Genomic DNA, 26,450 nt, shown 5'->3' with positions numbered 1-26,450 from the left:
AAAGGACTGGCGCCCTATAAGTACCAGTCCCTTATTGGAAGTCTAAAGGCTTCTTATTGTCCGATCCATTTTTTGCGGAGGTCGGCTTCAATGCCTTTTGCTTTTACTGCTGCGATACCCTTGTTGAGGGTTTCGAGAAGTTCTTTGTTGCCTTTTTTAACTACGAAGCCGTAGTACTCAGGCTTATCAGATTTAACGATGAATGCGAGCTTGAATTTTTTAGCATACTTAGGGTTACGGAGTACGTAATCCGCTGCAATAGCATCATCGCAAATTACGCCGTCGATGCGACCTGTGTAAAGTGCTTCGATAGCAAAGCCGATTTCATCGTATTCTTTTGTATTAACGTCTTCAGCGCGTTTAGCCATGAAAACGCCGGTTGTGCCAAGCTGGCCACCGAGAGTTTTGCCTTTAAGATCTGCAAGAGAATCACCGGATGCGTCGGCTGGAAGAATTACTGCCTGAGTTACTTCAAAGTAAGGATCAGAGAAGTCAAATTTTTTCTGACGTTCAGGAGTAATGGATACGGATGAAGAAATCATGTCGTATTTTCTGCCAACTAAGCCTGCAAAAATGCCATCCCATGCAACACTTCTGTGTTCAACGGTAAGACCCATTTCTTTGGCAATAGCATCACAATAATCAACAGAATAACCAACAATGTTTTTGTTTTGATCAACAAATTCCATTGGCGGCCAAGTTGCGTCGTGCGCAATCACAATTGATTTTTGTGCGAATGCGAAGGAAGCAGTCATAACAACAACTACCAGCGCAAGAACTATTTTTTTTTAGCATCGGATTCTCCTGCTTTGCAAAAATTTGTGTTTGATAAACGTCCCGCTTATAAACTGGCGTTGTGAGCGTTAAATGTCAACAGGTAATCGCTTGAATTACGTGAAAAAATACAAAAAAGTAAATATGTGTAGTACTTTTAAGTACTACGTCATTATGAGAGTTACAATAAATGGAACAAGTACTGTTAAAACCATGCCGCTAAAGACTGATATGATGCCATAGCGTTCGCTTGTAAATTTTACGATTATTGGAAGGGTGGTATCCATAGCTGTTGCGCCACCGGATGCAATAGGAGCAAGTTTACCAAAAAAGCGAACAAGAATAGGCGTGCATAAAAGTGTGATGATTTCGCGTATAATGTTTGCAAGTAGTGCAACGGAACCTAGAATAGGGTCGCCCAGATTTGTGATAATAACAGTAGAAAGTGAATAGTAACCAAAGCCGGCACCTACGGCGAGTACGTCGCGCATCGGCATATCTGCAATAAGACACCATGCGGCAACAGAGCCTACTGCTGTTCCGATGATGATTGCAACAGGCACGAGCAGAACTTTAAGGTGCATCTGACGTAAAATTTGCCAGCAGCGCGAATCGAATCCGATCGACATACCTACTAAAAAGAGCAGGGCATAAAGAGTGTATGTTGAAAGGGAGTCGTTAAGCAGCCATGCAGGTACAGATTCCATGTGTCCCACAAAGCAACCGGCAATAAAAAAGGACAGGATAATAAGGCTACCTTTCATCGAACTGTCCTTTCAAAATAAATTTATCGAGTAAGAAGACAGCACTTGCGCTACCGAGTACGCAGAAGACGCTAATGCACGCAGCTTGCACGCCGATGGTGCTTAATTGAGTGACGATGGTTTCATTTGATCCAGTGGTCACACCAAGCATAAAGAGCAACGTGTAGATAGACCACATGGTGAGGCGGGTGACATTATCAACAACAAGTTTGTTGTTACGGAAAAGGAACCCCAACGGGATGCCGACAAGTATGCAAAGAACGGTGATAAGCACAACGCCTCCAAGAGTGAAAATAAAGATATGGGGAGCAGTCTCCGAAGAAAATGCGGATATACCTGTGTAGAATTATTGTCAAATAGCAAAAATCGTATCGTGCTGACAAATTGGTGCACAGCTGTGATGAATGTCACACACGCAACGTGACGTCCATCACATACTTATACTGTCAATTCATTAGGGTGGAACCATACACTGAATCAAAGGAGCCTTCATATGCGTAAAAATAGAATCCCTGAAAGTCGTAGCTTTAACCCAGATAGAATGCATGTGCAGCTGGTGCATGAATCCGAACACGTAAAAGTAATGAACTTTAACTTGAAAGCTGGACAGGAAATGCCTGTGCATTCCCATAATTTAGACGGCGAGCTTGTTATGGTTGTTCTTAGCGGTGAAGGTGAGCTTTTAGGCAAAGATGGCGTACTGGATAGTATTACAGCCGGTGATGTTCTTATTTGCGAAATTAAAGTTCCGCATGGTGTACGAGCCTCAAAAGATATGAGCCTTGTTGTAACCATTGCACCTCCAATCTAAGCAGAAACAAGTGTAATATACTGTCGGCATAGGTGCTATTTCGAGTACACTAGATAGTGGAAAGGAGGCTCCTATGCGCAAATATAGTATTTTAAAAAATGAAGTATTCAATCCAGAAAAAGTTCATGAGCGGCTGGTACACGAATCCGCTGGTGCAAAGATTAAAAGCCTGCATATAAAAGCAGGAAGTGAATTGCCTGTTCAAGCCTATGAGGCTGAGGGCGAAACCATGCTGGTTGTACTGAGCGGTGAAGGTTTATTGCTAGGAAAACATGGCGTATTAGATTCGCTAGTCAAAGGCGACATAGTCTTAATGGATTTACGTATCCCTCATGGGCTGCGAGCTGAAAAGGATATGTGTGTTTTGGCAAGCTTTACACCAGCTAAAGAAGCAGTAACGTAACGCTGAATGTCGATAACTCGGTTGCTTTGTTTACCAGATTGACCTTTGTAAACTTATGTAACTTTCAGGGTAGAATATTGCATCACGGCAATAACTATTTGGTTAGTAATCTATAAAAAAAGGCTCTGCTTGAAATTTCAAGCAGAGCCTTTTTGTGTGTATTTATTCTAGTTCTCTATCTGCGCCTGTCGAAGCTGACCATATGCAGTTCGCAAGGCAATGTAAGGCTCAATAGCTGTGCCTACAATGTTTTCGTACACAGAAATGCGCTTATCCAGCATGTTAAACTGTGCTGCTGCGAACAAGGCATAGTTCAAGTAAACTGGATTTAATGAAGGTGGAAGAAATCCTTCACCAATCAACCCTGCGGTGTCTCGGAAGTTGGATGCTCCGAAGAACGGCAGAACAAGATATGGCCCAGCCGGGATACCCCAAGTGCCAAATGTTTGTCCCAAATCTTCTTTTTCACCAGTATGCGGGATCACTGGTTTTAAATCTTTTGCAATATCAATCAGGCCACCAAAACCAAATGCTGTGTTCACTACAAAACGTGAAAATTCGATACCGGCCAGAGCAAATTTAGCTTGCAAAATAGCGTTGAGAAATCTGCGAGGCATACCGAACCAGTTAACAACAGCGTTGTTAAAACCTTCACGGGCAAATTCAGGAACAACAACACGGTATGCAGCATGGGCAGGTTTACCAACATCAATGTATAACCAGTCATTGATATTAAACCACATCCGATTCCAACCCTCGAGAGGGTCATTTGCTGTCGCGGCAGTATTTTCTAATTCGTACTCAGAATCGTCGAAGTAGTCTGCTGACTCATCAAAGAAATCTGGCTCATCAGTAAAAGGATCTTCATTATCAGCAACTAAGGTTGAAGACGAATAGAGCAGTGGAGTAGCTGGTGCGGCTGCAGAAGTGTCTTTAGACATTGCTAAAGGTATAGCACCATCTGCATATGCTGGCTGTGCATTGAGAATGAGGAGAGCAAGAATGAGCCAAAAATAGTGTCGCATTGTTACCTCAATTACTTTTTGTCGGCTGCTGCTTGCTGCTGACGTACTCGCTCGGCTTTATCCTTGAGCTTTGTAATGAGCTCGTCAGGTGTGCCTTTACGTAAGAGTTCTTTGAACTGAGTACGATAGTTTTTGACAAGGCTTACGCCTTCTACAAGAACATCGTAGACCATCCATTTTCCATTTTCGACTAACATACGATAGTTGACGGGAACGGATTCGTTCTTGAATTTTACAGTGGTGCGTACTTCGACTTTGGTGCCTGCTTTGTTTGTGCGTGCGCCAAGAATGTCGAGGTTCTGTCCTTCGTATTCGCTTACGTGCTTGAAATACGTCGCTTTGAGGAGCTGAATAAAAGCATCTTTAAATTGTGTCTTCTGTGTCGGTGTGAATTTTGTCCATTTTCTGCCGACAGTGCGCATGGAAAATTGATTCATGCTGAAAATATTGAGTATCATCCCTTCAAGTTCAGAGACAATAGCACTGTCTTCAGTAATGTTGTGCAGGTTCGCATTGTTAAGTTTATGCGAAATTTCATTAACTGCTTGGCGTAATGTTTCTTCTGCATCATGTTTAGCATCAGCGAAAGCTGTGCCAGCGATAAACAGGGTCATTATGCAAGTGCAGATTATAGACGATAAAAGCTTTTTGTAGGTTTTAGGCATAAAACCCCCCATATGTGATATAAGTAAAAAAACGTTTTGGGCGATAGTAGTGTGAAAATTAAATAGATATTTCGCAAGTATAATAACTGTGGCGTAAAAGTACATACGAAAAATCTATGAAATTATACTCCGCCAAAAACGTACTTACTGATGAGTTCTTCGATATCGACAGCTGATTCAGTATCAGTGATTTCACTGCCGTCTTCTAACATTTCAGTAGACCCGCCAGGCGTAAGCTTGATGTATTTGTCACCAATAAGCCCGCTTGTCTTGATTGAGGCGATAATATCGTCGCCAAGTTGTATGTCGTTTTGAATCGCAAGATACACTTCTGCAAGGTACTCTTCCTGGTCTAGTGACACAGCAGAAACTTTACCTACAGGTACACCAGCTATTTCCACCCCGGCACCGGCGCGTAATCCTGCTGCTGATTCAAATTTGGCAACTACCGTATATGTATTTGAAGAACCAAGCTGCATTTTTCCCAGCTTGATGGTCAAATATCCTACGCAAAGTAGACAGATTAAAACAAAAATGCCTACAGCGGTTTCTTTTGAGTATGATTTCATGAAGACTGCTCTTATACTTTATTTTTGTAATATTCTACTACTTTTCTAGCCATTTAGATAGCTCTGCCTGAATGTCAGCGCCAAGGCTGATTGTTGGCTGGCTTATGCTGTTTGGCTTTCTTCCGAGGAGTTGTTTCAAATAAGGGTCTTCACTGTTTTGTAATTCATTAAGATTACCACAGAAGGCAGCTTGTCCCTCATTTATAACAAGAACGTTGTCAGCAATTTTGTATAGACTTTCCAAATCGTGGCTAACTACTACAATCGACATGGAAGGAAAATGTTCTTTCATGCTCAGTAATAGTTGATCCATTTCTGCTGCGTTAATCGGATCAAGACCGGATGTCGGCTCGTCGCACAGCAAAATTTGAGGGTCCATAACAATTGCCCGTGCAAGTCCAGCACGTTTGCGCATTCCGCCAGAAAGTTCGTTCGGGTAGTAGTCTATAAAATCCGCAAGTCCAACTAAACCGAGCTTGTGCAGCACGATAGTACGAATAGTTTTTTGCGAAAGTTTTGTATGCTCTGCCAGTGGCAGCCCAACATTCTGACCGAGTGTAAGGGAGCCTAGCAGTGCGCCATCCTGAAAAAGTACTCCCATACGACGACGAATTTTTCTGAACTGTTTTTTATCTAAAGAAAAAAAGTCATGTCCACCAATGTGGATGCTACCGTCCATAGGGCGGTTCAGTCCGAGAATATGTCGAAGCAGGGTGGATTTGCCACAGCCGGACCCACCAAGAATGATGGATATTTTTCCTGCCGGTAGCGCACCATTAATACCCTTGAGGATTTTGGTATCATTATACCCACCCCAAAGATCTTGAATTTCAATGTCCCAAGTAGTCGTTGACATAACAATATCCGACCTGCGTTATAATAAGAAGGAAGTGATTACGTAGTCACTTACCAAAATTAATACACAGGAGAGTACAACAGCAGCGGTTGTAGAGTTGGAAACACTCTCAGGGCCGACGCTGTCTTTTCGTTTATGGGTGTTATACCCTTGGTAGCAGCTGATTGTAGCGACAATGATCCCGAAGACTAGCGATTTCAAAAAGCCTTCGTTGATATCGGACATAACAACACTGGTGTCAATTCTGTAGAAGTATACACCAGAGTTAATGCCAAGCATTGTGACGCCAGTCAAATAACCACCTAAAATTCCAATTACGTCGAAGAGTGCCGTTAGCAGCGGGAAGCATATAATGCTAGCTGCTATCCGTGGTGAAACAAGATACGCCATCGGGTTGATGTCCATAACATCCAGTGCGTCTATCTGGTCGGATATGCGCATAACCCCGATTTCTGCTGCCATTGATGATCCGGCACGTCCGGTAATCATAATTGCAGTGAGAACAGGTCCAAGTTCACGGATAAGTGTGAGAGATACGGCTGCTCCGAGTAAACCCTCAGAGCCAAACTTGACGAGTGTATAATATCCCTGAAGTCCTAACACCATACCGGTAAAGATTCCGATAAGAGAAATGACAAAAAGAGATTTTGACCCGATAAAATATGTCTGACGAACAATCTTCGTCAGCTGCTTCGGTGAGGAGAAGATGAGGCGAACACCTTCTAGGAAAAAAAGAAAAATTTCCCCCAGACTAGATATGAAATCGATAGTTGAACGACCAAGCGCTGCTATCGGGTTAGTCTGGAAGCCTGTATGTTGTTGCACGAGTGCAGGCTCCTTGTAGTCAAAATTTGAATCGGATGATGATAGTGAAGTTACTATCAGTCCGTCAAGCGAAGCCTGCACATCATGCTATAGTACTGTGTTAACGTTGCTTTTTCTTTCTTAACAGAGGCTTGCTGTAACCTGCGACTGCAAGGCGACTTTTGAAGCTTGAAAGGTCAGCAGGAGAACCTACAAAGTGTACGTTTACGCGATACCATTTTTTCGTGTTAATCACGGCAGTTGCTAATGAGGTGGTAAAACCTTTAGCAGACATGGTGGTGCGTAGCTTAGAAGCTGCCTGTTTGTTGGTAGAAGCTGCAACCTGATAAATGTACTCAAACATAGCTGCATTTTTTTCAAGTACGGCTTGTTTTTTTTGTACAGATGAGGTGGATGCTGCAACCACTTTAGGCTTTTGTACAACCTTTTGGGTAACAGAAGATGCAGGCGCGGGGCGCTTTGCTACAACGTGTGCTTTTTTAGGCTTGCTTGCAGTGGCAGGGCTGTTGGACGTTTCTTTGGCCTTTAACTGCTCAAAAAAGTTTAACTGTTCAGGTTCAATTACGCTGGCTTTCTGCTGCTCTGTAACTGTTTTACCCTGTGTACGGTTAAGATTGGGTTTGTTGGATGTCTTATTGGATTGCGAAGAAGAGTTTGCACCTATGTTCTGTTCAACAGGCATAGGATTAACTTCTGCAACTTGCTGTTGTGAAGGCATAAGATGCTTCAGTTCAGGAAGTGCTTCTTCCGGCTGGTATCCTCGACCTACAAGCAGGCCAAAGATAAAGACCCAGATAAATCCGACAAGAATGATAACAGACAGGCCAGTGAGTTCAGGAAGACGCAGGGAAAAAGTGAAAATCTTTTTCCCTGTGTCTTTATCTTTTGATGTAGTCGGTGCGAAGCCCATGCAGGCAACATCCTAGTGTTAAATTACATAGATTCAGGTGCTTCGACACCCACCAGGTTAAGTCCGTTACGGATAACCTTGGAAACACTCTTGAGCAGGCAAAGGCGTGCTGCAATGGTGTTTTCATCCTTAGCATTAAGGATTGGGTTGTTAGCGTAGAAGCTGTGCAATGCACTTGCGAGTTCCTGCACGTAGAAACTAATCTGGTGCGGAGCAAGCTGACGTGCTGCTGAATCAACAACATCTTCAAATTGATCGAGAAGTTTGATCAAGTCAAGTTCACTGTCTTCTTTTATTGCAGAAAGAATATCAGAGGTTGCTTTTTCAGGGATTGCAATGCCGCGTTCAGCAGCTTTTCGCAGAACAGAACAGATACGGGCATTTGCATACTGAACATAGTACACAGGGTTCTCCATGGATTTCTGTTTCACAAGCTCAAGGTCAAAGTCGAGATGACTATCACTTTTGCGTGAAAGGAACATGAAGCGAGCCGCATCACAACCAACGTCTTTAACAACTTCTTCAAGTGTGTCGAACTGACCGGCACGGGTGGACATAGCGACCTGTTCACCGTTGCGGAGCAAGTTAACAAGCTGAATAAGGATTACGTCAAAGCTCTCTTTTGGCTTACCTAATGCTTCTACCGCAGCGCGCATACGTGGAACATAGCCGTGGTGGTCTGCACCCCAGATGTCTACGTTAAGCTCAAAACCACGGTCATATTTGTTGTCGTGGTAAGCGATGTCGGAAGCAAAGTAAGTAAGGGAACCGTCGGACTTGCGAAGTACGCGGTCTTTGTCGTCACCAAACTCAGTGGTACGGAACCAGAGAGCACCGTCCTGCTCGAAAGCAAGGCCAGCTTCTTTAAGACGGTTGAATGTTTTTTCAACAGCGCCTGCGGTAACGAGGGAACGCTCAGAGAACCAGTTCTGATGCTCTACACGGAATTCACCAAGGTCTTTCTTGATGCCGTCGAGGATCTGGTTAAGAGCGTATTCGCGGCAGATATCAAGAGCATCGTCTTTTTTGAGAAGGCCAGGATGTAATTCCAGAACTTCTGCTGCGATGTCTTTAATGTATTCGCCACGGTAAAAATCTTCAGGGTCAGGAAGGTTTTCACCTTCAAGCTGACGTGCACGGAAGAGAACAGACTGACCAAGAATACGCATCTGACGACCTGCGTCGTTGATGTAGTACTCGGTGTGTACGTCGTATCCGGCAAAGCGCAGAAGACGAGCAAGGCTGTCGCCAACGGCAGCGCCGCGACCATGACCAATGTGCAGTGGGCCGGTCGGGTTAGCAGAAACGTATTCAACCTGAACTTTTTTGCCTTTGCCCTGATCGATAGCACCGAAGCTTTCGCCGCGATCTTCGATAATTGCAATGGTGTTTCTCCAGAATTCAACGGAGAACTTAATGTTCAAGAAGCCCGGGCCTGCAATCTCAACGTTGTCAATCATTGGATCTTCAATGAGTTTTTCAGCGATGAGGGCAGCAAGTTCGCGCGGGTTACGTTTTGCAGGTTTAGCCAGAACCATGGCAATGTTTGCCGCCATGTCACCGAACTTTTTATCTTTTGGAGGTTCGATGGTTGTTCTGGTTGGCCATTCAAGATCAAGGTCAGCCACAATTGCGTGCAGGGCTGTGTATAAATGATTCTTAGCGCGCATGTCTTTCCATTCACGTATAAAGTTTAGTATATCAGGTAAGCTAAAGCGTATGGTAACAGGTGCTTTAGCGGGGCTAGCATATTGACTTTGGACGATGTCCAAAGGGACGGAGTGTTACCCCGATACAAAGTTCCATTGACCATTGTGCGGTCATATTCTGAATAGTTAACTTAGACTGCTGACAAACCCGCACATTGCTGCGTTACTTCAAAAAAATCAGATGCTCACATAGGTCTACTATGCTTTGCCCCTGACTTTTTCTTGTGCCTTGCACTGCACAAGTTTGTCTCAATTTGTTAAAAAACAACTTTCTCAGCAATCTCAACTATCCTTGCACTATGTGCAAAGTTACTAAGCGATCAGAAAGGAACTAATCTTTTTAGCAAACTTTTCGATGACTGAAAAGACGTGCTTTTAGAGTAAATCCGGCAGCGCAACAAGTCTGTTACGCTGCCGGTTCATAATCTATTTTGCTGCTTTGAAAGCCGTTACAGCTTCAAGGCTGCCCAGATTCAGGCTTTCCCATTCGGAAGAGTCTGCAACTGGTTTTAAAATCTGTCCGAGCATTTTGCAAAGGACACCTTTAGGGCCAATTTCAACAAACTGACGAATGCCGGTGTTGAACTGGTTGTTGATGGTATCAATCCAAAATACCGAAGATGTCATCTGCTGTGGCATAATCTCTTCGAGATCAGTGGACTTGGTAGCAGGCTTGCCTGTTACGTTACAGTAGATAGGGTATTTCGGGTTGTTCCAAGAAAGCTTTGCGAAATAACCGGAAAGTTCTTTAGCAGCATCAGCCATGAGTGGGCTGTGGAATGCGCCGGAAACTTTTAATGGAATCGCACGACCTTTCTGTTCTTTAATTTTAACACCGGCTTCTGCAATTGCGTTTTTGGTGCCGGAAAGAACGAACTGACCTGGTGTGTTGTAGTTGGCGATGCGAATCATTTCCCCTGTAGATTCTGCAACGTCAGCAACAACAGCCTCAACAGCTTCGAGCTTCATTTTCATTGCAGCAGCCATAGCGCCGCTACCGTTTGGATCAGCTTCAGCCATAAGGCGACCGCGAAGAGATACTGCTTCAAGTACAGCATCAACGGAAAGTGCTTCGGATGCTGCAAGTGCGCTGAATTCACCCAAAGAGTGACCAGCCATGCAGGAAGGAGTTAAAGAGCCACAAGCTTCAATCCACAAGCCAAGGTTTACCAGAGTAAGTGCAGGCTGTAAGTTGCGGGTGTCTGCCATGGCAGCTTCGTCGCCGTCCCAGTAAATACCGCGAAGGTCAATACCGCTGATTTTTTCAGCTTTTTTCCACAAAGACATGATGTCTGCATTTGCTTCTGCAACATCGCGCCCCATGTTCGGTTCCTGAGAACCCTGTCCCGGAAAGAGAACAGCTATATCGGTGTCCATTGTCATGCTATGCTCACATTTTTGTTTGATTCATTTTTGTAAGTCGCTTGGTACAGCCTAATAGGCTATCTCAGTTTCACTTGCAAGAGGTGACAAGGTACAGTACCAACCGATTACGTTTTAACGGAAGTAATTAATTGCGCCTGTAAAAAATTTAGAGGCGTTGTTATATAAGTAAGGATAGATACCGTGATGAAAAATGATTCGCTAACTATTACTGATGTAGCCAGCCTACTGAAACGAGCAGGTTTTACCCCCTCAGAGACTGAACTCGAAGCACTCACAGGGTACCTTACCCTTGTCATGAAATGGAACAAGGTAATGAACCTTGTGGGACCATACTCATGGCAGGATGCCCTTACTATCCTTATTATCGATAGCTTGTATCTTAACCAATTTTTGCGTTCGTTGTCACTTCCATCAACACCAGTTACATGGGATTTTGGAGCAGGTGCCGGACTCCCGGGTATTCCGCTTCGCGCTCTGTGGCAAGATGGTGAATACTATCTCGTAGATGTGCGTGAAAAGCGCGCCATGTTTATGGAGCAAACAGTTAAACGACTGCAAATTCCTAACACGAATGTCTACAAGGGACGCGTGGAGAATTTCATGGAAGAACATGAACCCGCTGACCTTATGCTTAGCCGTGCGTTCATGCCGTGGAAAAAACTTCTGGAGCTGGTTGGTCCCAACATCAAGCCGCAAGGTCGCATTGTTGTCCTTGCTCTCGAGCCGGTTCCAACAGATCTGACCGAAGGCTGGAGTGTCGAAAAAGAAATTTCCTACAAAGTGGGTAAGGACACTCGATACTTCTGGTCGCTTATTAAAGCTTAGGCGTTGAGCCTGTGACACTTTCTTATGTCTCCGACGGCGCTTGCCAGCGGGGCTTTAAGAACCTTGTTGAAACAAGGGTCTTAAAAATCTCCAAAAACTTTTATTATTCGATGATCTTTCATTGATTATGTACTCACGCGGCTCAAAGTCGCCGACTTAAATAATAAAAAAGGCTGTCCCAAGTATGTTAGGGCAGCCTTTTATCTTTTTCGAAAGGTAGTGGAGCGTAAGCCGCGAGGCTATAAAAAACAACGGGCTAAACTCGCGAGTAAAAGTTTTTGGAGAGTCCAGAGAAACCTTTTTTCAAAAAGGTTCTCTGGCCGCCGGAGGCTCGTCGAAGACAAAAAAGACTAAAGCCTCGCTGGCAAGCGCCGCCAGAGGCAGCATTCCACAGGACTTACTTAGTTCCTGTTAAAGCACCGAGTTGAGAATTTTTAAAGATGAGCTTGGTTGCTGTGTCGTCAGCTATTTCTGCTACATCCATAAGAGTTTCGAGGAATTCGAGCATTTCGAATCGGCGCTCTTCGGGAGAACATTCAAAGTCTTCCTGCATCCGACCGGAGGTCATGTATTCTTCGAGTTCTTTGAGGTATTTTAACTGTAGAGCAGCCATGGTGTTCTCCTTACTTTTGTATGCGCTGGGTATTTGCCCTTTAGGACAGGTACGTTGCGGGTGGTATAAGAATTTTGTTATACTTATTTTAGTTCAACGTGATGGTACGGACTACCGCGCAGGATAGCATCGGCACGGTAGAGTTGTTCAAATAGAATGACGCGCGCCATCTCGTGAGTAAATGTCATGGGTGACAGGCTGATTTTGTACTGGCATTTTTTCAGTACATCTTGCGACAATCCAAACGCTCCGCCAACAATGAGTGTCGGGGTTCGGTTGTTGTCCATACCTATTCGCTCGAGCATTTGAGAAAATTTTACTGAGGTGTATGTTTTTCCGTGCTCATCCATACAGATAGGTATATCTGTTGGAGCTAGGGCAGCAAGAATTCGTTTGCCTTCGTCGTTATTACGTTCGAGCGGCTTCATTTTGGCGTTACCGTCTTTAACGGTGATTTCTTGAAATTTATAACTACGCTTTAAGCGGGTAATGTAGTGTTCTGCTGCATCTGCCCAGAAGCGTTCTTTTATTTTGCCGACGGCGATAATTTTAAGCTGAATCATGTAGGTACTCCATCATTGGAGATATATTCGGGTTATTGAATCCGTATTGGCTGCCTGTGTACCGTGTAATGGGTAGTTTCTCAATGAAAAGGATAGAGGTAGAATTATGACCGTATCAACATTTAGTATTTCTGAAGCAGTAACCGCCCTTAAACAGGGTGAAGTTATATGCTATCCCACCGAAACATTTTATGCTGTGGGTTGTAACGCGCTTGATCCACTTGCTGTGGAATCTGTATATAAAGTTAAGAAGCGTTCGGACTCCATGCCGTTGCCGGTTCTTATCGGTAGCATAGAACAATTGTCATTGGTAACTGAGGTCTCTTCTGAGCTTGTGATGGCACTTGCAAAACGTTTTTGGCCTGGTTCTCTCTCAATTCTGGTGACAGCGTCTGATCGTATTTCTTCAGTTCTTACCGGTGAAACCGGCAGGATTGCAGTGCGAGTTACACCACACCCTGTGGCACAACAGTTGTGTCTTGAAGCAGGTGTGCCGCTTGTTTCTACTAGCGCCAACATGAGTGGACGTCCGGCTGTAGTCGCAGCATCTGAACTTGATTCAGAACTTACAGGCAATGTAGCCGGCGTTGTGGATATTGAACCGGCTCCGGCTGGCGGGTTGGCATCAACACTCATTGAAATTGTTGGCCCTCGTGCTGTAAGCATTGTGCGTAATGGTGCTGTATCGGAGATTGAATTGCGTACGTCTGGGCTTGCGGTAGTGCCGCGAGTTGCTGGCGCGTAATTTTCTAGAGATATACTTGAGAATGACGGTAAGCAAAGCAATCTAGTGTGGCGTATAACCTGCCGATAGTAAAAAGTTTTTTGTACTGACACTGAACTTTTTCAAAACTGGTTCAAATCTTTTGACAGAATACGGGATGTGATTTTTTTTGTGTATATTGACTATGCTACGGATACCGGAGTCTACGAAGATTCTAAGATGATCTAAGAAAAAGTGGCATTCTTTGTGCAAATATCTTCATATCCTTCTTTTTTTAAAAAGCACCTCTCAAGTGGTCAGAGAGGTGCTTTTTTGTTGTACTGTCCTTAGACGTTATACAACAATATACATATGATCATGTTATGTAAGAAAGGAGAGAGACTAATGAGTATAACTCACGATATACCGTGTCCCAACTGTTCAGCGCCTGTAACTATGTACCGGAATCCGGCACCGACTGTTGATATTGTTATCTATGATCCTAAAAAAGGTATCGTGCTGATAGAGCGCGCCAATGAACCACATGGATGGGCTTTGCCGGGTGGTTTTATTGATTACGGTGAAACTTGTGAGTCTGCTGCGATTCGTGAGGCAAAAGAAGAAACAAATCTGGATGTTACTCTAACCGAACTCATCGGTGTGTACTCTGACCCGACAAGGGACCCTAGGCATCACACAATGAGCGTTGTATATAGTGCTGTGGCAAATGATGTTTCTGTTTTAACTGCTGGTGATGATGCACAAAATGCATGCTTCTATCCTCTGGACGCCTTGCCGCACGTGGTGTTTGACCACAACGTAATTATTGCAGATTTTGCAAACCGACTTAAACGATTGAATAAGTAACGCGACCAAATCGATAAATCATGTTCTGAAAAATACTGCTGCGCTATCGTCGTTAGAGGTCGACATTTGTACGAATGTCGGCCTTTCAATACGAAAACTAACGAGGAGTTCAGTGTGGGGGCAGACGTAGTTTTTATAGCATCGGAAATTTTTCCGTTTTCCAAGACTGGTGGTCTTGGGGATGTATTAGGTGCATTGCCTTTGGCTTTACATAATAAAGGAATTAACACAGCAGTAATAACTCCCTTCTATGGAAGACTGGGGACTGCTGAATATGATATCCGCCTCGCATGGTCAGATCTTCAGGTTGGGTACCCTTGGGCACCCATCACTGCAGATGTGTATCAAGCAGATTATAAAGGAATGCCTGTCTATTTTATTCATCGCAGTGAATATTTCGACAGGCGCTTTTATTACTGCAACCATAAGGGGGATTTCTTTGATAATGCAGAGCGGTTCATTTTTTTCAACAGGGCGGCGCAGGTTTTGATGGAGCGGTTTGATACTGCCCCTCAAATTATCCATGCGCACGACTGGCAGGCGGCGCTTTCGCCTGCCTATCTTCACTACAATCGTATGAATAATCCGTTCTGGGAAGATACTCGTTCTGTATTTACCATCCATAATCTCGCATTTCAGGGGCGTTTTGCTTCTCGCCTGTTCGAAAGTTGCGGGCTTCCACCTACCGCATGGTCTATGCATGGTGTAGAGTTCTATGGTGATTTCAATTTTATGAAAGCCGGTATTTCGTATGCGGATAAAATCACCACAGTATCACCAAACTATTCCAAAGAGATTCTGACACGCCAATTTGGCTGTGACCTGCATAATGTTTTAATGGGACGGAAAGATCGTCTACATGGCATTTTGAACGGTGCAGATTACGAAATCTGGAATCCTGAAGATAACAAGTATCTGCCCAAAACATATAACAGTACCAATGTTCGGGGTAAAAGAGCGTGCAAAAGTTCTTTAATCGATGAACTTGGTCTTGACCCTTCGCTTAAAAAACGTCCAATGCTTGGATTTATCGGACGGCTACGTGAGCAAAAGGGCGTGAATATGCTGATAGACATTATTCCTCAGCTTATGGAGAAAAATGTCGGGCTGGTTGTACTTGGTGAGGGTAACCTTGAACGGGAAGCGACGCTTCTTAACTACATGGAAAGCTATCCTAAAAATATGTGCACGATTGTGGATTACACAGAAGAACTCGCACATAAAATTCAAGCCGCTTCAGATATTTTCCTCATGCCTTCTACGTATGAACCTTGCGGGCTCACACAACTTTACGCTTTACGTTTTGGTACTGTTCCGGTTGCCAGCGCTGTGGGAGGACTGCACGACACCATTATGTCGTGGCCACATCCACAGGCTACAGGATTTACCTTTGAGAACATAAACAGCGGTGCTTTTATTGATTCCATAACTGATGCTATAGACGTGTGGGAGAATAACCCACGCGAGTTTCGTAGAATTGTCGGACGAGCGATGGGAAAGATATTCTCTTGGGACAGCTCTGCAAATGAGTATGCAGCCTTGTACAAAGAGCTTGGACTACGCATGTAACTGTAGAGAACTGTGGAGAATATAATGAGGGGTACTTTGAAAAGCGTTCCAGCATTTTTTGAGCCGTTCGACTTATATTTGTTCGGCGAGGGAACGCATTGGGACTTGTATCGATTCCTTGGAGCGCATCCAACAGAGATGGATGGAGAACAAGGATATCGATTTGCCGTGTGGGCACCTAACGCGCAGGAAGTTCACGTAGCCGGTGACTTTAACGGATGGCATTTTAGAAATCTCCCGTTGTTTCCTGTGGGTGTTTCTGGTGTGTGGGCTGCATTTATCAGCGGTGTCGAAAAAGGACAGTACTATAAATACAGTATTGTAGGAAAAGATGGTCGGGACGTATATAAAGTCGATCCGCTTGCGTTTCATTGTGAGTTGCGTCCCGGAGTTGCGTCCTGCACATGGGATTTAGATAACCACACATGGGAAGATGATACATGGATGGAAAATCGCCGTCAGCAAGGGCCTCCGCTCGATAAGCCAATCTCAATTTATGAAGTACACCTTGGCTCATGGTGCCGTGATCATGATCCAGAAGGAAACGGGTTTCTGCGATACGGCAAAATAGCTGAGCTACTCATAGATTATGTAACTGATATGGGCTTCACGCATGTAGAGCTACTTCCCGTTGCAGAGCATCCTCTCGACGAATCTTGGGGCTATCAAACCAGTAACTATTTTGCACCTACATCCCGTTTTGGAACTCCAGAAGAATTTAAAGGCTTCGTAGATGCCTTACATAACGCAGGCATAGGAGTGTATCTAGATTGGGTTCCAGCGCATTTTCCTAAAGATGACTGGTGCCTCGGTAGATTCGATGGCAGCGCCTTGTATGAGCATCTTGACCCGCAGTTGGGTGAGCATCCAGACTGGGGAACGTACATATTTAATTATGGTCGACATGAGGTGCGTAATTTTCTTTTCGCAAACGCGCTGTATTGGCTGCGCGAGTTTCACATAGATGGTTTACGCATAGATGCAGTCGCCTCCATGTTGTATCTCGACTATTCCCGATGCCAAGGAGAATGGTGCCCGAACAAATATGGTGGGCGCGAAAATCTAGATGCCGTTGATTTCCTACGTGAACTTAATCGCGTCGCGCACGAGCAGTTCCCCGGTGTTGCTATGATAGCAGAAGAGTCCACCTCATGGCCGGGAGTCTCACGTCCTCTCTATACCGGCGGATTAGGTTTTACCTTCAAATGGAACATGGGGTGGATGAACGACAGTCTCAACTATTTTTCAACCGATCCCGTCTATAGAAGCTACAACCACAACAGTCTTACCTTCACCATGCTCTACGCATTCAGCGAAAATTTTGTGCTCCCTCTTTCACATGACGAAGTGGTACACGGTAAAGGCACTCTCCTTAGTAAAATGACCGGTGATGTCTGGCAAAAACAAGCTAATCTCCGACTTCTTTACGCTTACATGTGGGCACATCCCGGTAAGAAAATGATCTTCATGGGAAGTGAATTCGGGCAGTGGAACGAATGGAATCCACGCCAAGAACTCGACTGGTGTTTACTTCAGTTTCCAGCACATGATGGAATACGCGCTCTAGTTCGTGACCTAAACCGAGTGCTTGTGAAAGAAGAAGCCATGCACAAAGATGACTTTAGTTGGAAGGGATTCAAGTGGATTGATTTTTCCGATTACGGGGCATCCGTTATCAGCTTTGTTCGAACAGGTGGTGATGGTGCACCGCTATTCTGGATATTCAACTTTACGCCCGTTGTACGGCATCATTATCGCGTAGCCAGTCCCAAAAGTGGTGTATGGGAAGAAATACTCAACAGCGACAGTATGTATTATGGTGGCTCCAATGTCGGAAGCATCGCGCCAATAGAAACATGTCCGGATGCTTTCGGTGGTGAGGGATACATAGAGTTAACGCTTCCGCCGCTTGGTGCTGTGTGCCTGAAGTATCAGGGTAGATAATGGGAAGAGAAGGCGTTGGGGTGCCTGCGGCGCTTTTTTCTTTTTGACTGGTTGTGCCTTCGGCGAGTCTGCGACGCTTGAGTTTTTTTGTCTCCGACGGGCAAGGGGCCAGCCCCTTGCATCCCCGCGAGAGGAACGTCCTCTCGACTGCGATTAAGTGAGAGTAGTTTGTCTGACTATGAGGTGTTGTTCTTTAACATCTGTGAGTGAAGAGCAGCTGGAGAAGTCACTGTCGCGGGTTGTACGTCAGAAGTTCTTGCACCAATTTTTTTGTACGAGTAGAGGTTGTTAAGTATGTAAGGCAACAGATACCCCTATTCGGGGTCAAGGGGGGTGACCTCCCTTGCGGGTTGTAGGGCGGCGCCCTGCCCGCCGGAGGCATCACCGATAAAAAATAGGTGATAAAGTAATGGAACCGAAAATTATTGTTCACGGTGGTGCATGGACAATTCCGGACGATCGCAAGCAAGCTCACCTTGACGGGTGCCGCAGTGCTGTTGAGGCAGCCTATCCTTTGCTGTTGCAGGGTGCGAGTGCTCTTGATGCTGTTCAGGCTGCTATTAATGTTCTTGAGAAGGATGAAACTTTCGACGCGGGTCGTGGCGCGGTCTTGAATGCAGACGGCCAGATAGAACTTGATGCTTCCATCATGGACGGCAGTGACTTAAATTTTGGTGCAGTCGCCGGTGTGCGTCGTTTTATGACGCCGGTCGACATAGCACGTAAGGTTCTGGAAACAGAATTTTGTTTTTTGATCGGAGAAGGTGCCGAACGTTTTGCTCGCGAACAGGGACTGGCAGAATGTGATCCACGTGACTTGTTTGTTGAGCGTGAATTGCAGCTGTATGAAAAGCTTCGCAGTCAGGACGGATATTCAACGCATGATGCTTTTGCTCCAATGCCGAAAGGTACTGTGGGCGCGGTTGCTATCGATAAAGATGGTAATATAGCGGCATCAACATCCACTGGCGGCACTCCGTACAAGCTGCCTGGACGAGTTGGTGATTCTCCAATTTGCGGCGCGGGGCTTTACGCTGATAGCGAACTTGGCGGGGCATCCTGCACAGGATTTGGTGAAGGCGTTATCCGTACACTTATGTGCTCCAAAGCTTGTGAGTACTTGAAACACCAAGATGCAACAGAGGCTGCTACTGAAGCAATCAACATGTTGTATCGTCGAGTTGCTGGCCATGCAGGCATTATCTTGTTGGATAAAGACGGTAACTACGGAATTTATCACAACACAGATCATATGGCACACGCGTATGTTTTACCGGATGGTACTATTTATACAACAGTTCATATGGGCAAATAAGTTTTTCATATGGACAAATAAGCTTTTGTGCCTAGCGGCTGGTTAAGCCATAATTATGTATTTTAAAACTGTGAGGATACTTTGTTATAAGTATCCTCACAGTTTTTTGAGCTAATAAGAAAGGCTGTTGGGTTGATTAGCCAAAAAATTCATTTGCTTTTTGGTACGAAAATGGATGCGAGAAGAGGGCACTTAAATCGTGCTTGTTCTGAACCGCACTGGCTATATCCATAAGCGCGGCGTACGTTGCTCGAACTGGTCCAGAGCCGAGGCTGATGCGGCGAACTCCGATATTTTGTAGTTCTTGAATATCGTTGAATGCAGGACTGGCAAGAATGTTGAGCGGTGCGGCGATGGCTTTTGTTAGCGCTGTTACGGTCGCTTTATCGAGTCCTCCGGGAATGAATATGCAGTCAGCTCCGGCAGCGACGTATGAGTTACAACGCTCGATGGTGGCATCAAGACGAGTGTCATTATCTCCAATGCCGAGCAAGTATGCGCAGGTGCGCGCATTGATGACGAAAGGAATGTCTAGTTCATCTTTAAGCGCAGCAAGTTGCTCAATCTTTGCGACTTGCGTGTTTGTTTCTTCCAAATATGATTCTGCGTGCGTTGCGGCGGCAGGATACCCATCTTCTATATTAATTCCCACTGCCCCAGCGGTGATAATTACTCGAACATTTTCTGTGACTTCTTCTGGAGTTGTGCCATAGCCACGCTCTATGTCTGCAGAAAGCGGAACTGTTGTGCGCTTTGCAATTTGACGTACCACAGGCAGTAACTCGTCCATAGTGATGATCTCTCCGTCAGCGTATCCAAGAGAGTAGGCGATGCCCGCGCTTGTGGTCGCAATAGCCTCGTACCCAGCTTTTTCAAAAATTTTAGCGCTACCTGCATCCCATGCGTTGGGAAGAATAAAAAGTGCGTCGCGAGTGTGGAGTTCTTGAAAACGTGCGGCTTGCTGTTGTTGCGTGTTCATGGGGAAAGTCCTGATGTGGTGAGAAAGTGAATAGGTTATCCTAACGTGTTCCAAAGGCAGAGCGTGGCATACGTTCTGTAAGGACGCCATTGTTCGGCTATTGCAAGGCACTCTTTGGGTGATGGCATGTTGCCGTCTTTTGCAAGTGCTTTAATAACGCCAAGGTCCGCTGCAGGAAAGCAATCTATCATGCCTAATCCGCGCATAGCGACATAGTTTACTGTCCATTCACCAATGCCTTTTACTTGAATGAATGCATCATGAAATTCTTGAAATGTCTGGGCGGAACTGAGTGAAACGGCATTTTCAAGCACAGCTTGGGTAACATTCTTTACGGTGTTGGCGCGGGTGCGGGTGAGTCCTATGTCGTCCAGTTCAAGCTCTGCCAGTTCCTTTGGTGTAGGGAAAAAGTAGAGCAATCCCTCTCGATACTGTGAAGGGCATTTAACCATATTTTTTGCGGCAATTCTGGCTGCAATGGTTGTCGCTGCTTTGACGGAGACTTGTTGACCAAGAATTGCGCGTATTGAAAATTCAAACGGATCGAACGCCACAGGTAGATGCGGAATATGTCCGTTGATCATTCCTTTTGAGAGCAGCGGGTCTGCATTAAAAATTTCGTTGATGCGTGTTGCGTCGATATCGAGATCGAACATGCGCTTAACCCTGTTATAGACAGGCATCGTGCAGCGAATGTCGTCGCAGTGAATGCATAATCCGAGTGCGTTTTGCTTCGGCTTATCACTGACGGTGAAGAAACCTTGCGAGCCGTTGATGCGAAAGGTGCGACTGTATACGCCATCAACTACAGTTTCTACACCCTGCATAATGCGCGGTTCCATGAATGACAGAATCTGTTTGTAGTTGAATGACTTTTGATACGGCAACAGGACTCTGGTACATCCAGGGCTACTATCAACAGTTGGTAGTCCTTTGCGTGCCGCTGTCGGTGTTATTGCGAATACTGATTTGAAGACATCATTAAATTGCCGCGTGGAGCCGAAGCCGGACGCAAAAGCAATATCTGTAATTGTCTGATCAGAATATTGCAGCATTTTATGTGCAAAAAGTGCTCGATGATAGCGGGCAATTTTATTGGGCGGAATGCCAATATTATCTATGAAGAGTTTGCGCAGATGCCGTTCTGAAAGAGAACAGGCGGCGGCAAGCTCTGCAACAGAATGAAAGTTTAGGTACCCATTGTAAATTTTGTGGAGTGCTGCGTGCACGGTGGTGGTGCCGGTAGGATTGCCCGTGTAGTAGTCTACTTCAATATCAGGTCTGCACCGTTTGCAGGGACGAAAATTTTGATCAAGAGCCTCAAACAAAGAAGAGAAGTAGAGTACATTTTCTTCTTTTGCCACGGGCGAAGGGCATGAAGGACGACAAAAAATACCTGTCGTTTTTACTCCAAAGTAAAAAACGCCATCAAAGTTTTTATCTTTTGTGGTTCGGGCGTGGCTGTATTCTGTTTGCGTTACCTGCGTCATATTCGTCGTATTCGTCATCTGTGGCACCTGTGGCATTTGGGAGAGCATCCTCTTGGCGGGTTGCGTGATGAAAAGCTGACTATACGGTACTTCATATATTAGTCGGTGCAAGCGGTTTTCGGCTAGGACATAAAAAAACGGATGCTCTAGTGATAGAGCATCCGTTTTTTTTGAAAATGCGTTGTGAGCTAAACGCCCATTGCTTCGCGGATGGTTTCGATACTGTGTTCTTCAACGTAGCGTGCTACGCGCTGCTTTTTCTTAGCAGTGTCGTTGTAGTGGGTAAGGAAACGATCGAGCAGGTCGAGAGCTTCTTCGGTGGTGAGTTTTTCTGCGAGAGTATCAGCGATGCGTGGACGGGAGCCGGAGTTGCCGCCGATTACCATGGTCCAGCCGCTTTTGCCGCCGATGAAGCCGATGTCACGGATGTGGCTTTCGGAACAACCGATAGGACAGCCACAAACGCCGACTTTAATTTTAGCAGCGGTTGCGAGAGTGCCGATTTTTTCGTTGAGGGTCTGGCCGAGTCCTAAGGAATCGCACTGACCCATTTTACACCAGTCGGTACCAGGGCAAGCCTGAATGTAGTGACCACCAATACGGAATGGTACTTCTTCAGCTGCTTTTGCCATGTCTTCTTCATTAAGACCAAAAAGCGCAATACGCTGACCGGAAGTAATTTTGAGAAGAGGTACTTCGTATTTGTCCGCAACATCTGCGAGCTGACGAAGTTCGTCTGCGGTTACAACACCGGATGGTGGAGTAATACGAATCTGGTATGTTTCTTTATCACGCTGAATAAGTGCGCTTGCAGGTAATGTTGCCATTTTTGACTCCAATATATGATGATACGGAAAATTTAATTCGATCTGTAGCAATGGATTCAAATAGCAAAACAGCTTTACCTTGGGCAAGAGAGAATTAGATAATGATTTTTGTCACGAACTGACTTGTATAAAAACAGTATGTTACGAAGAAGCAGAGTGGTTGAGTAGGCAATGGCTTGGCATAACAGAACGTTATTTTATGAGATAAAACATCAATAAGCCGAAGTTGGGATGATCATTCCGTGTTGTAACGCCTAATCGCAGTCAAGAGGTCGTACCTCTTGCAGGGATGCAAGGGGCTGGCCCCTTGCCCGCCGGAGGCAACAGAAACCAAGGCGTCGCAGACACCCGCCGGAGGCAATAAAAGTCAAAATGCCGCAGACACTCTTGTGTTTTCATCAAATATTCTGCAAATTATTTTGCAGCTTTCAAAAAGGAAAAGAGGCGCTGTACGTACTTTCCAGAGAGAACTTCCGGAATGGTAAACATGAGCGTTGTGTGGTCGGGCAGGGTACTCGTCAGGGTCAGATAGACTTGTGACGAAAGATGTTCGAGCGGACTGTGAAGAATATCTTCCCATATTTTTGAGTCTAACTCTGGAGTGATGCCAAAGAGACGACAGCGCAGGGGGCGATATTCGTATAAGAGACATGTGCCATCTTTCAGGAGCGGACAGCATATAGATGTGTTGTATAGACAGAATGTGCCGGAGAGCCCTTCGGCGTTTTCTTTTTCATGACGAACTGCCTCAGCGGCTCGTTCGATAATGTCCGCACGGGCAGCACTTGGGATGGACGTGTTCAGGTGCGTCGCGAGCGCTAGAGATTCGATAAGCGTGAGCGGTACGCAGGTGTGACAACATGCATTGTCGAGCTTACCGCATAGGGAATCTATCTGGTGCAGCTGTAGCTGGTCATCAATGCTTTCTTGTAGATGATGGTAGTCAGTAAGGAATGGCTCAAGAGACATGGCGGTGTCTTCACCAAACTCTAGAGTAGGCGTTTTGATTTTGAGTTGAGCATTTTGTGCTCCGTATTTTCGTACGGTGCGCCACTGAGTAAAGTTTGTCGGCTCTGCACGAAGTTTGTGCAGTACTTTTGCCGCGCGCTTGTGTCCTAGCCCTCTGCGAAGAAGGTAGGCGTTGAGCACGGTTCCGGTGCGGCCTATGCCGTGTCTGCAATGAATGTAAACGTGCTTGCCGAGGAAGAGTTGTTCGTCGAGCCAGTCTAGAGCCTTATCGAGTTGTTCCAGCTCTGGTGCTTCTTCGTCTTCGATGGGAAGAAAATAGACTTCAAATCCTGCTTTTTCTTCCAATGCTGGCAGTTCTTTCATTTCTGCGCATAGGTTGAGAATACAGGATATTTTTTGTTCTTTGATTGCCGTAAAATGCCGTTGTGTGCTGGGCGCTGGGCCAAGCGCAAGACGCGAGGAAACCCAGTGCACCGGAAATGATGGGTGATCCGAGGCACTGGGAGGCGCTGTATACGAAACGGCTTGCAACATGCTGGAGGCAATGTGCGAAGCGCTAGTGCGTATGCGTGTAATAAGCGGGCGCGGGTCAATCAATAGGTAAGGCTCCCGAGGTCTTTGAAAAATTCTTTTTCAAGGGCGTCTAAGTCGCTCGTTTCTTCAAGACGCATGTCGAGCATACGCGTTTTGGCAAGAAGCAACCCTAGCAGAGCAAGGCGCTGCTGGATAATGTGCTCTTCTTCCATTCCGTGACGTGCATTGAGCATGTCGCCTTTACGCTCTATGGCAAAGTTGTTTTTGGAAAGAATACGTTCGATAAAATCAAGTCGTAACGTGCGCTGGTGCGATTTACCACCACCGCCCATGAAACGGAAGCGGATGTAGTTTTGTCTGTCTTTGTCGCCGCACATGCAGTCCACAACTGAGAAGTGATAGCCGAACCGTAACATGGCATGCATGTAGTTATCAGAGATTATTGCATAGCTTGCCAGAAGCGGTGAATCTTTTGAGATTATACCGGCACTTACTTTGTCGAAGTGTTCCCAGTCAAAATGTGGAAGCGCATCATGCCATGTTACCAGCTCTGAAGAAAGACCAAACCATAATGCCCACATAGGAACGGAGGCAATATCGCTTTGTTCCACTTCCTTTTTGCCAGCCGCTGAATGGAAGAGTCCTTTATCAAGGTTCAATACATACATGCTCAGTGGCAGGTGTGTTTGCAGCTTGCGGGAACCGGAAAGACCGCGGCTTGATTTGTCCACAAGGGAGAACATTTCCTCTACACCTTTTTCGTGGACGAAGCGGACAAGATCATGAAGTGATTTGCAATATTCAGGAGCAAAAGATTCGGATGAAGGATCTAGTAATGTCAGACGCGCAATACGTGGCAGAACTTTGCCAAGACGCGGAATAACGCCTTGCTGAGGTTTTATGTTTTCCTGATGACATTCAGGCAGTACGCCGTCAAAGACTGATCCTGTTGTGCCGTCTACAGTAATGAGCTGATCGTTTGTGTAGCGAGTGCATGCATCTTCGACACCGCAAAGGACAGGTACATTGAATTCACGTGCGACTGATGCAAAGTGACTAGCCGCGCTGCCACGTTCTGCAATTACACCGTTAAGGCGATGAATAACGCGTGTGAGTACAGGCCCCAACCCTCGTGTTACGAGAATGGTTCCGTGCGGTAGTTCTGTAATATCCTGACAGTTTGCTACAACGCGCACTTTGCCGCTACCAATGCCCATGGAAGCACATTCTTTGTTGGTATCAAGAGCCTGTAAGTCATGTGCTGGGCATTCTGTTTGCTGCGGACGTCTGCTATGCGGTACAGGTCTGCTTTGTACGATAAAAATTCTGCTGCGATGGTCTACGACCCATTCAACATCCTGCGGTTCCCCGAAAAATGTTTCAAGCTGCTGCGCTTGGGCTGCGATGCGTTTGAGCGTCGGTGCAGGAACAACACTCTGCGCTGCTTTTTCAATAATGCGTGGCTTTTCAGCTTTGCTGATGAAGGTAGTTTGTGCTGTGACGGAGCCGGAAACCAGTTTTTCACCGATTCCTGAAGTTGCGTACACAGCGACTGCCGGTTCATCCAAATGTGCAGCATGTTCTGCTGGAGCAGTAGAGAAGGCAACGCCGGAGCATACTGCGTCTACCATCGGCATAATAAGAACAGCCATCGGTGTTTCGGTGTCTGCAAGGCCATTCATAATGCGGTATGCGATTGCGCGCGGGGTGTACTTGGACGCGACAACTTCTTTCCATGCCTGAATAATATTATTCGCTGTCACATCGAGGACTGAAGAGTACTGTCCGGCAAAAGAGGCTGCTCCATCTTCTGCAACTGCGCTGGAGCGCACTGCGAGCTTTATGCCGTTTTTACCAAGCTCAAGAGCTGCAATTTCAATCTCGTTAGCAATCGGGTCGGGCATGTCTGCCTGTAGAATGAGTTGCTGCATTTCATGCGCAAGCTCATCCAGCGTTGCGGCATCTGCAAGAGAAATAGCACTCAGGCGTTTATCCAGTTCTTCACGCAGGTCGTTTACTTCTACAAAATAATGGTATGCATGGGCGGATATGACGCGTGCCGGAAGAAGATTGATGTCTTTTTCGGAACTGATGCGTGCAAGGTTTGCTGCTTTGCCGCCAGCGGCTTCAAGCATGTCTTGTGCTTCAGGAAGTGTGAATACGAAAGGTGGCTCAATGTGTGGCTCTTCCACACTTACTCCCATGCGAACATAGAAGTTGAGTTTTGTGGCGTAGTCCTGCAAGTCCATGTACTTTACAGGGCTCATAAGCTGTAGCTGTTCGATAAGGCTACGGATATCACGGCCAAGCTCTTCGGTCAGCCATACAACGCGTGTCCAGTCTGCCTGCTCGCGGCCGTAATGAATTTCTTCCAGATCAGCTATGTGTTCCAGACAGCGTTCGTCGAGTCGTAAGAGTTCTTTGAAGGCATTGTATTTTGTGCGCAAAAGAGTTCCCGGAGCAAACGCCCGGAATGTCCAGTGCTTAAATAGCTCTGTGATAAACATAATCCCTCTGAACTCTGTGTAAGTTTAAAATTCAAGCCGATAGAAAGG

26 protein-coding genes are annotated in these 26,450 nt (G+C 45.7%); 8 read left to right on the top strand and 18 right to left on the bottom strand.

Annotated elements, in window-relative coordinates:
* Positions 1 to 53: 53 nt before the first annotated feature.
* The 3 genes from MKHDV_RS09680 to MKHDV_RS09670 all read right to left on the bottom strand — a co-directional run bounded on the left by MKHDV_RS09680 (position 54) and on the right by MKHDV_RS09670 (position 1,812).
* Positions 54 to 755: a basic amino acid ABC transporter substrate-binding protein gene (locus tag MKHDV_RS09680; RefSeq protein WP_160714719.1), complete on the bottom strand. Its 702-nt coding sequence runs from the start codon at positions 753 to 755 to the stop codon at positions 54 to 56.
* Positions 756 to 938: 183 nt separating this feature from the next.
* The gene (locus MKHDV_RS09675; protein WP_160714717.1) at positions 939 to 1,538 is read right to left on the bottom strand and encodes a lysine exporter LysO family protein; all 600 of its coding nucleotides are present in this window, start codon (positions 1,536 to 1,538) and stop codon (positions 939 to 941) included.
* Entirely contained in the window at positions 1,528 to 1,812 is a 285-nt protein-coding gene (locus MKHDV_RS09670) for a LysO family transporter (protein WP_160714715.1), read from the bottom strand. The genes MKHDV_RS09675 and MKHDV_RS09670 overlap by 11 nt, the downstream gene beginning before the upstream one ends.
* A 219-nt stretch (positions 1,813 to 2,031) precedes the next feature.
* Here MKHDV_RS09670 and MKHDV_RS09665 point away from each other — a divergent pair, with 219 nt between their 5' ends.
* Complete coding sequence (locus tag MKHDV_RS09665; protein WP_160714713.1) at positions 2,032 to 2,349, top strand: cupin domain-containing protein; 318 nt, start codon at positions 2,032 to 2,034, stop codon at positions 2,347 to 2,349.
* A 73-nt stretch (positions 2,350 to 2,422) separates the two neighbouring features.
* The gene (locus tag MKHDV_RS09660) at positions 2,423 to 2,752 is read left to right on the top strand and encodes a cupin (protein WP_160714711.1); all 330 of its coding nucleotides are present in this window, start codon (positions 2,423 to 2,425) and stop codon (positions 2,750 to 2,752) included.
* A gap of 167 nt (positions 2,753 to 2,919) precedes the next feature.
* On the opposite strand, the gene MKHDV_RS09655 is transcribed toward MKHDV_RS09660, so the two are convergent.
* The 8 genes from MKHDV_RS09655 to MKHDV_RS09620 all read right to left on the bottom strand — a co-directional run bounded on the left by MKHDV_RS09655 (position 2,920) and on the right by MKHDV_RS09620 (position 10,694).
* Positions 2,920 to 3,777, bottom strand: a complete 858-nt coding sequence (locus MKHDV_RS09655) for a VacJ family lipoprotein (protein WP_160714709.1) — start codon at positions 3,775 to 3,777, stop codon at positions 2,920 to 2,922.
* A gap of 11 nt (positions 3,778 to 3,788) precedes the next feature.
* On the bottom strand, positions 3,789 to 4,442 hold the full coding sequence (locus MKHDV_RS09650) for a phospholipid-binding protein MlaC (RefSeq protein ID WP_216846901.1): 654 nt from the start codon (positions 4,440 to 4,442) through the stop codon (positions 3,789 to 3,791).
* Between the two features lie 122 nt (positions 4,443 to 4,564).
* A complete protein-coding gene (gene mlaD / locus MKHDV_RS09645) occupies positions 4,565 to 5,011 on the bottom strand; it encodes an outer membrane lipid asymmetry maintenance protein MlaD (RefSeq protein WP_160714706.1) in 447 nt (148 codons plus the stop codon).
* A 37-nt stretch (positions 5,012 to 5,048) separates the two neighbouring features.
* Positions 5,049 to 5,867 (bottom strand): ABC transporter ATP-binding protein, encoded by an 819-nt coding sequence (locus tag MKHDV_RS09640; protein ID WP_160714704.1) that lies wholly within the window; start codon positions 5,865 to 5,867, stop codon positions 5,049 to 5,051.
* An 18-nt stretch (positions 5,868 to 5,885) separates the two neighbouring features.
* Positions 5,886 to 6,692 (bottom strand): ABC transporter permease, encoded by an 807-nt coding sequence (locus MKHDV_RS09635; protein ID WP_160714702.1) that lies wholly within the window; start codon positions 6,690 to 6,692, stop codon positions 5,886 to 5,888.
* Between the two features lie 100 nt (positions 6,693 to 6,792).
* Positions 6,793 to 7,602 carry an SPOR domain-containing protein gene (locus MKHDV_RS09630; protein ID WP_160714700.1) on the bottom strand — a complete coding sequence of 270 codons (810 nt, stop codon included), beginning with the start codon at positions 7,600 to 7,602 and terminating at the stop codon, positions 6,793 to 6,795.
* Positions 7,603 to 7,625: 23 nt separating this feature from the next.
* Positions 7,626 to 9,272 (bottom strand): arginine--tRNA ligase, encoded by a 1,647-nt coding sequence (gene argS / locus MKHDV_RS09625; RefSeq protein WP_160714698.1) that lies wholly within the window; start codon positions 9,270 to 9,272, stop codon positions 7,626 to 7,628.
* A gap of 465 nt (positions 9,273 to 9,737) precedes the next feature.
* Positions 9,738 to 10,694, bottom strand: coding sequence for an ACP S-malonyltransferase (locus MKHDV_RS09620; protein ID WP_160714696.1), 957 nt, complete (start codon positions 10,692 to 10,694; stop codon positions 9,738 to 9,740).
* Positions 10,695 to 10,880: 186 nt separating this feature from the next.
* Between MKHDV_RS09620 and MKHDV_RS09615 the strand changes: the two genes are divergently transcribed.
* Positions 10,881 to 11,522 (top strand): 16S rRNA (guanine(527)-N(7))-methyltransferase RsmG, encoded by a 642-nt coding sequence (locus MKHDV_RS09615; protein WP_254060450.1) that lies wholly within the window; start codon positions 10,881 to 10,883, stop codon positions 11,520 to 11,522.
* 397 nt (positions 11,523 to 11,919) lie between these two features.
* Here the strand turns inward: MKHDV_RS09615 and MKHDV_RS09610 are convergent, their stop codons facing one another.
* Both MKHDV_RS09610 and MKHDV_RS09605 read right to left on the bottom strand, forming a co-directional pair.
* Entirely contained in the window at positions 11,920 to 12,135 is a 216-nt protein-coding gene (locus MKHDV_RS09610) for a hypothetical protein (RefSeq protein WP_160714692.1), read from the bottom strand.
* 83 nt (positions 12,136 to 12,218) lie between these two features.
* Positions 12,219 to 12,698, bottom strand: a complete 480-nt coding sequence (locus MKHDV_RS09605) for a 23S rRNA (pseudouridine(1915)-N(3))-methyltransferase RlmH (RefSeq protein ID WP_160714690.1) — start codon at positions 12,696 to 12,698, stop codon at positions 12,219 to 12,221.
* Between the two features lie 106 nt (positions 12,699 to 12,804).
* On the opposite strand from MKHDV_RS09605, the gene MKHDV_RS09600 reads away from it, so the two are divergent.
* From MKHDV_RS09600 to MKHDV_RS09580, 5 genes are all read left to right on the top strand, one after another.
* A complete protein-coding gene (locus MKHDV_RS09600; RefSeq protein WP_160714688.1) occupies positions 12,805 to 13,443 on the top strand; it encodes an L-threonylcarbamoyladenylate synthase in 639 nt (212 codons plus the stop codon).
* 363 nt (positions 13,444 to 13,806) lie between these two features.
* Positions 13,807 to 14,268 (top strand): NUDIX hydrolase, encoded by a 462-nt coding sequence (locus tag MKHDV_RS09595; RefSeq protein WP_174239234.1) that lies wholly within the window; start codon positions 13,807 to 13,809, stop codon positions 14,266 to 14,268.
* Positions 14,269 to 14,382: 114 nt separating this feature from the next.
* Entirely contained in the window at positions 14,383 to 15,837 is a 1,455-nt protein-coding gene (gene glgA, locus MKHDV_RS09590; protein ID WP_160714686.1) for a glycogen synthase GlgA, read from the top strand.
* A gap of 24 nt (positions 15,838 to 15,861) precedes the next feature.
* On the top strand, positions 15,862 to 17,781 hold the full coding sequence (glgB, locus tag MKHDV_RS09585; RefSeq protein ID WP_160714684.1) for a 1,4-alpha-glucan branching protein GlgB: 1,920 nt from the start codon (positions 15,862 to 15,864) through the stop codon (positions 17,779 to 17,781).
* A gap of 409 nt (positions 17,782 to 18,190) precedes the next feature.
* Positions 18,191 to 19,096 (top strand): isoaspartyl peptidase/L-asparaginase family protein, encoded by a 906-nt coding sequence (locus MKHDV_RS09580; protein ID WP_160714682.1) that lies wholly within the window; start codon positions 18,191 to 18,193, stop codon positions 19,094 to 19,096.
* A gap of 136 nt (positions 19,097 to 19,232) precedes the next feature.
* On the opposite strand, the gene MKHDV_RS09575 is transcribed toward MKHDV_RS09580, so the two are convergent.
* The 5 genes from MKHDV_RS09575 to MKHDV_RS09555 all read right to left on the bottom strand — a co-directional run bounded on the left by MKHDV_RS09575 (position 19,233) and on the right by MKHDV_RS09555 (position 26,402).
* On the bottom strand, positions 19,233 to 20,075 hold the full coding sequence (locus MKHDV_RS09575; RefSeq protein WP_160714680.1) for an isocitrate lyase/phosphoenolpyruvate mutase family protein: 843 nt from the start codon (positions 20,073 to 20,075) through the stop codon (positions 19,233 to 19,235).
* A gap of 35 nt (positions 20,076 to 20,110) precedes the next feature.
* Entirely contained in the window at positions 20,111 to 21,583 is a 1,473-nt protein-coding gene (locus MKHDV_RS09570) for a DNA-3-methyladenine glycosylase 2 family protein (RefSeq protein WP_160714678.1), read from the bottom strand.
* Positions 21,584 to 21,753: 170 nt separating this feature from the next.
* Positions 21,754 to 22,392: an NAD(P)/FAD-dependent oxidoreductase gene (locus MKHDV_RS09565; protein WP_160714676.1), complete on the bottom strand. Its 639-nt coding sequence runs from the start codon at positions 22,390 to 22,392 to the stop codon at positions 21,754 to 21,756.
* Positions 22,393 to 22,806: 414 nt separating this feature from the next.
* Complete coding sequence (locus MKHDV_RS09560) at positions 22,807 to 23,958, bottom strand: dual specificity protein phosphatase family protein (RefSeq protein WP_160714674.1); 1,152 nt, start codon at positions 23,956 to 23,958, stop codon at positions 22,807 to 22,809.
* Positions 23,955 to 26,402 (bottom strand): PEP/pyruvate-binding domain-containing protein, encoded by a 2,448-nt coding sequence (locus tag MKHDV_RS09555; protein WP_160714672.1) that lies wholly within the window; start codon positions 26,400 to 26,402, stop codon positions 23,955 to 23,957. Before MKHDV_RS09555 ends, MKHDV_RS09560 begins: the two co-directional genes overlap by 4 nt.
* Between the last annotated feature and the right edge of the window lie 48 nt (positions 26,403 to 26,450).

Origin of the sequence: Halodesulfovibrio sp. MK-HDV, assembly GCF_009914765.1 — a bacterium.
GTDB lineage: Bacteria > Desulfobacterota > Desulfovibrionia > Desulfovibrionales > Desulfovibrionaceae > Halodesulfovibrio.
Note: the sequence above shows the minus strand (reverse complement) of the source record. Positions and strands in the feature narration are given on the sequence as shown.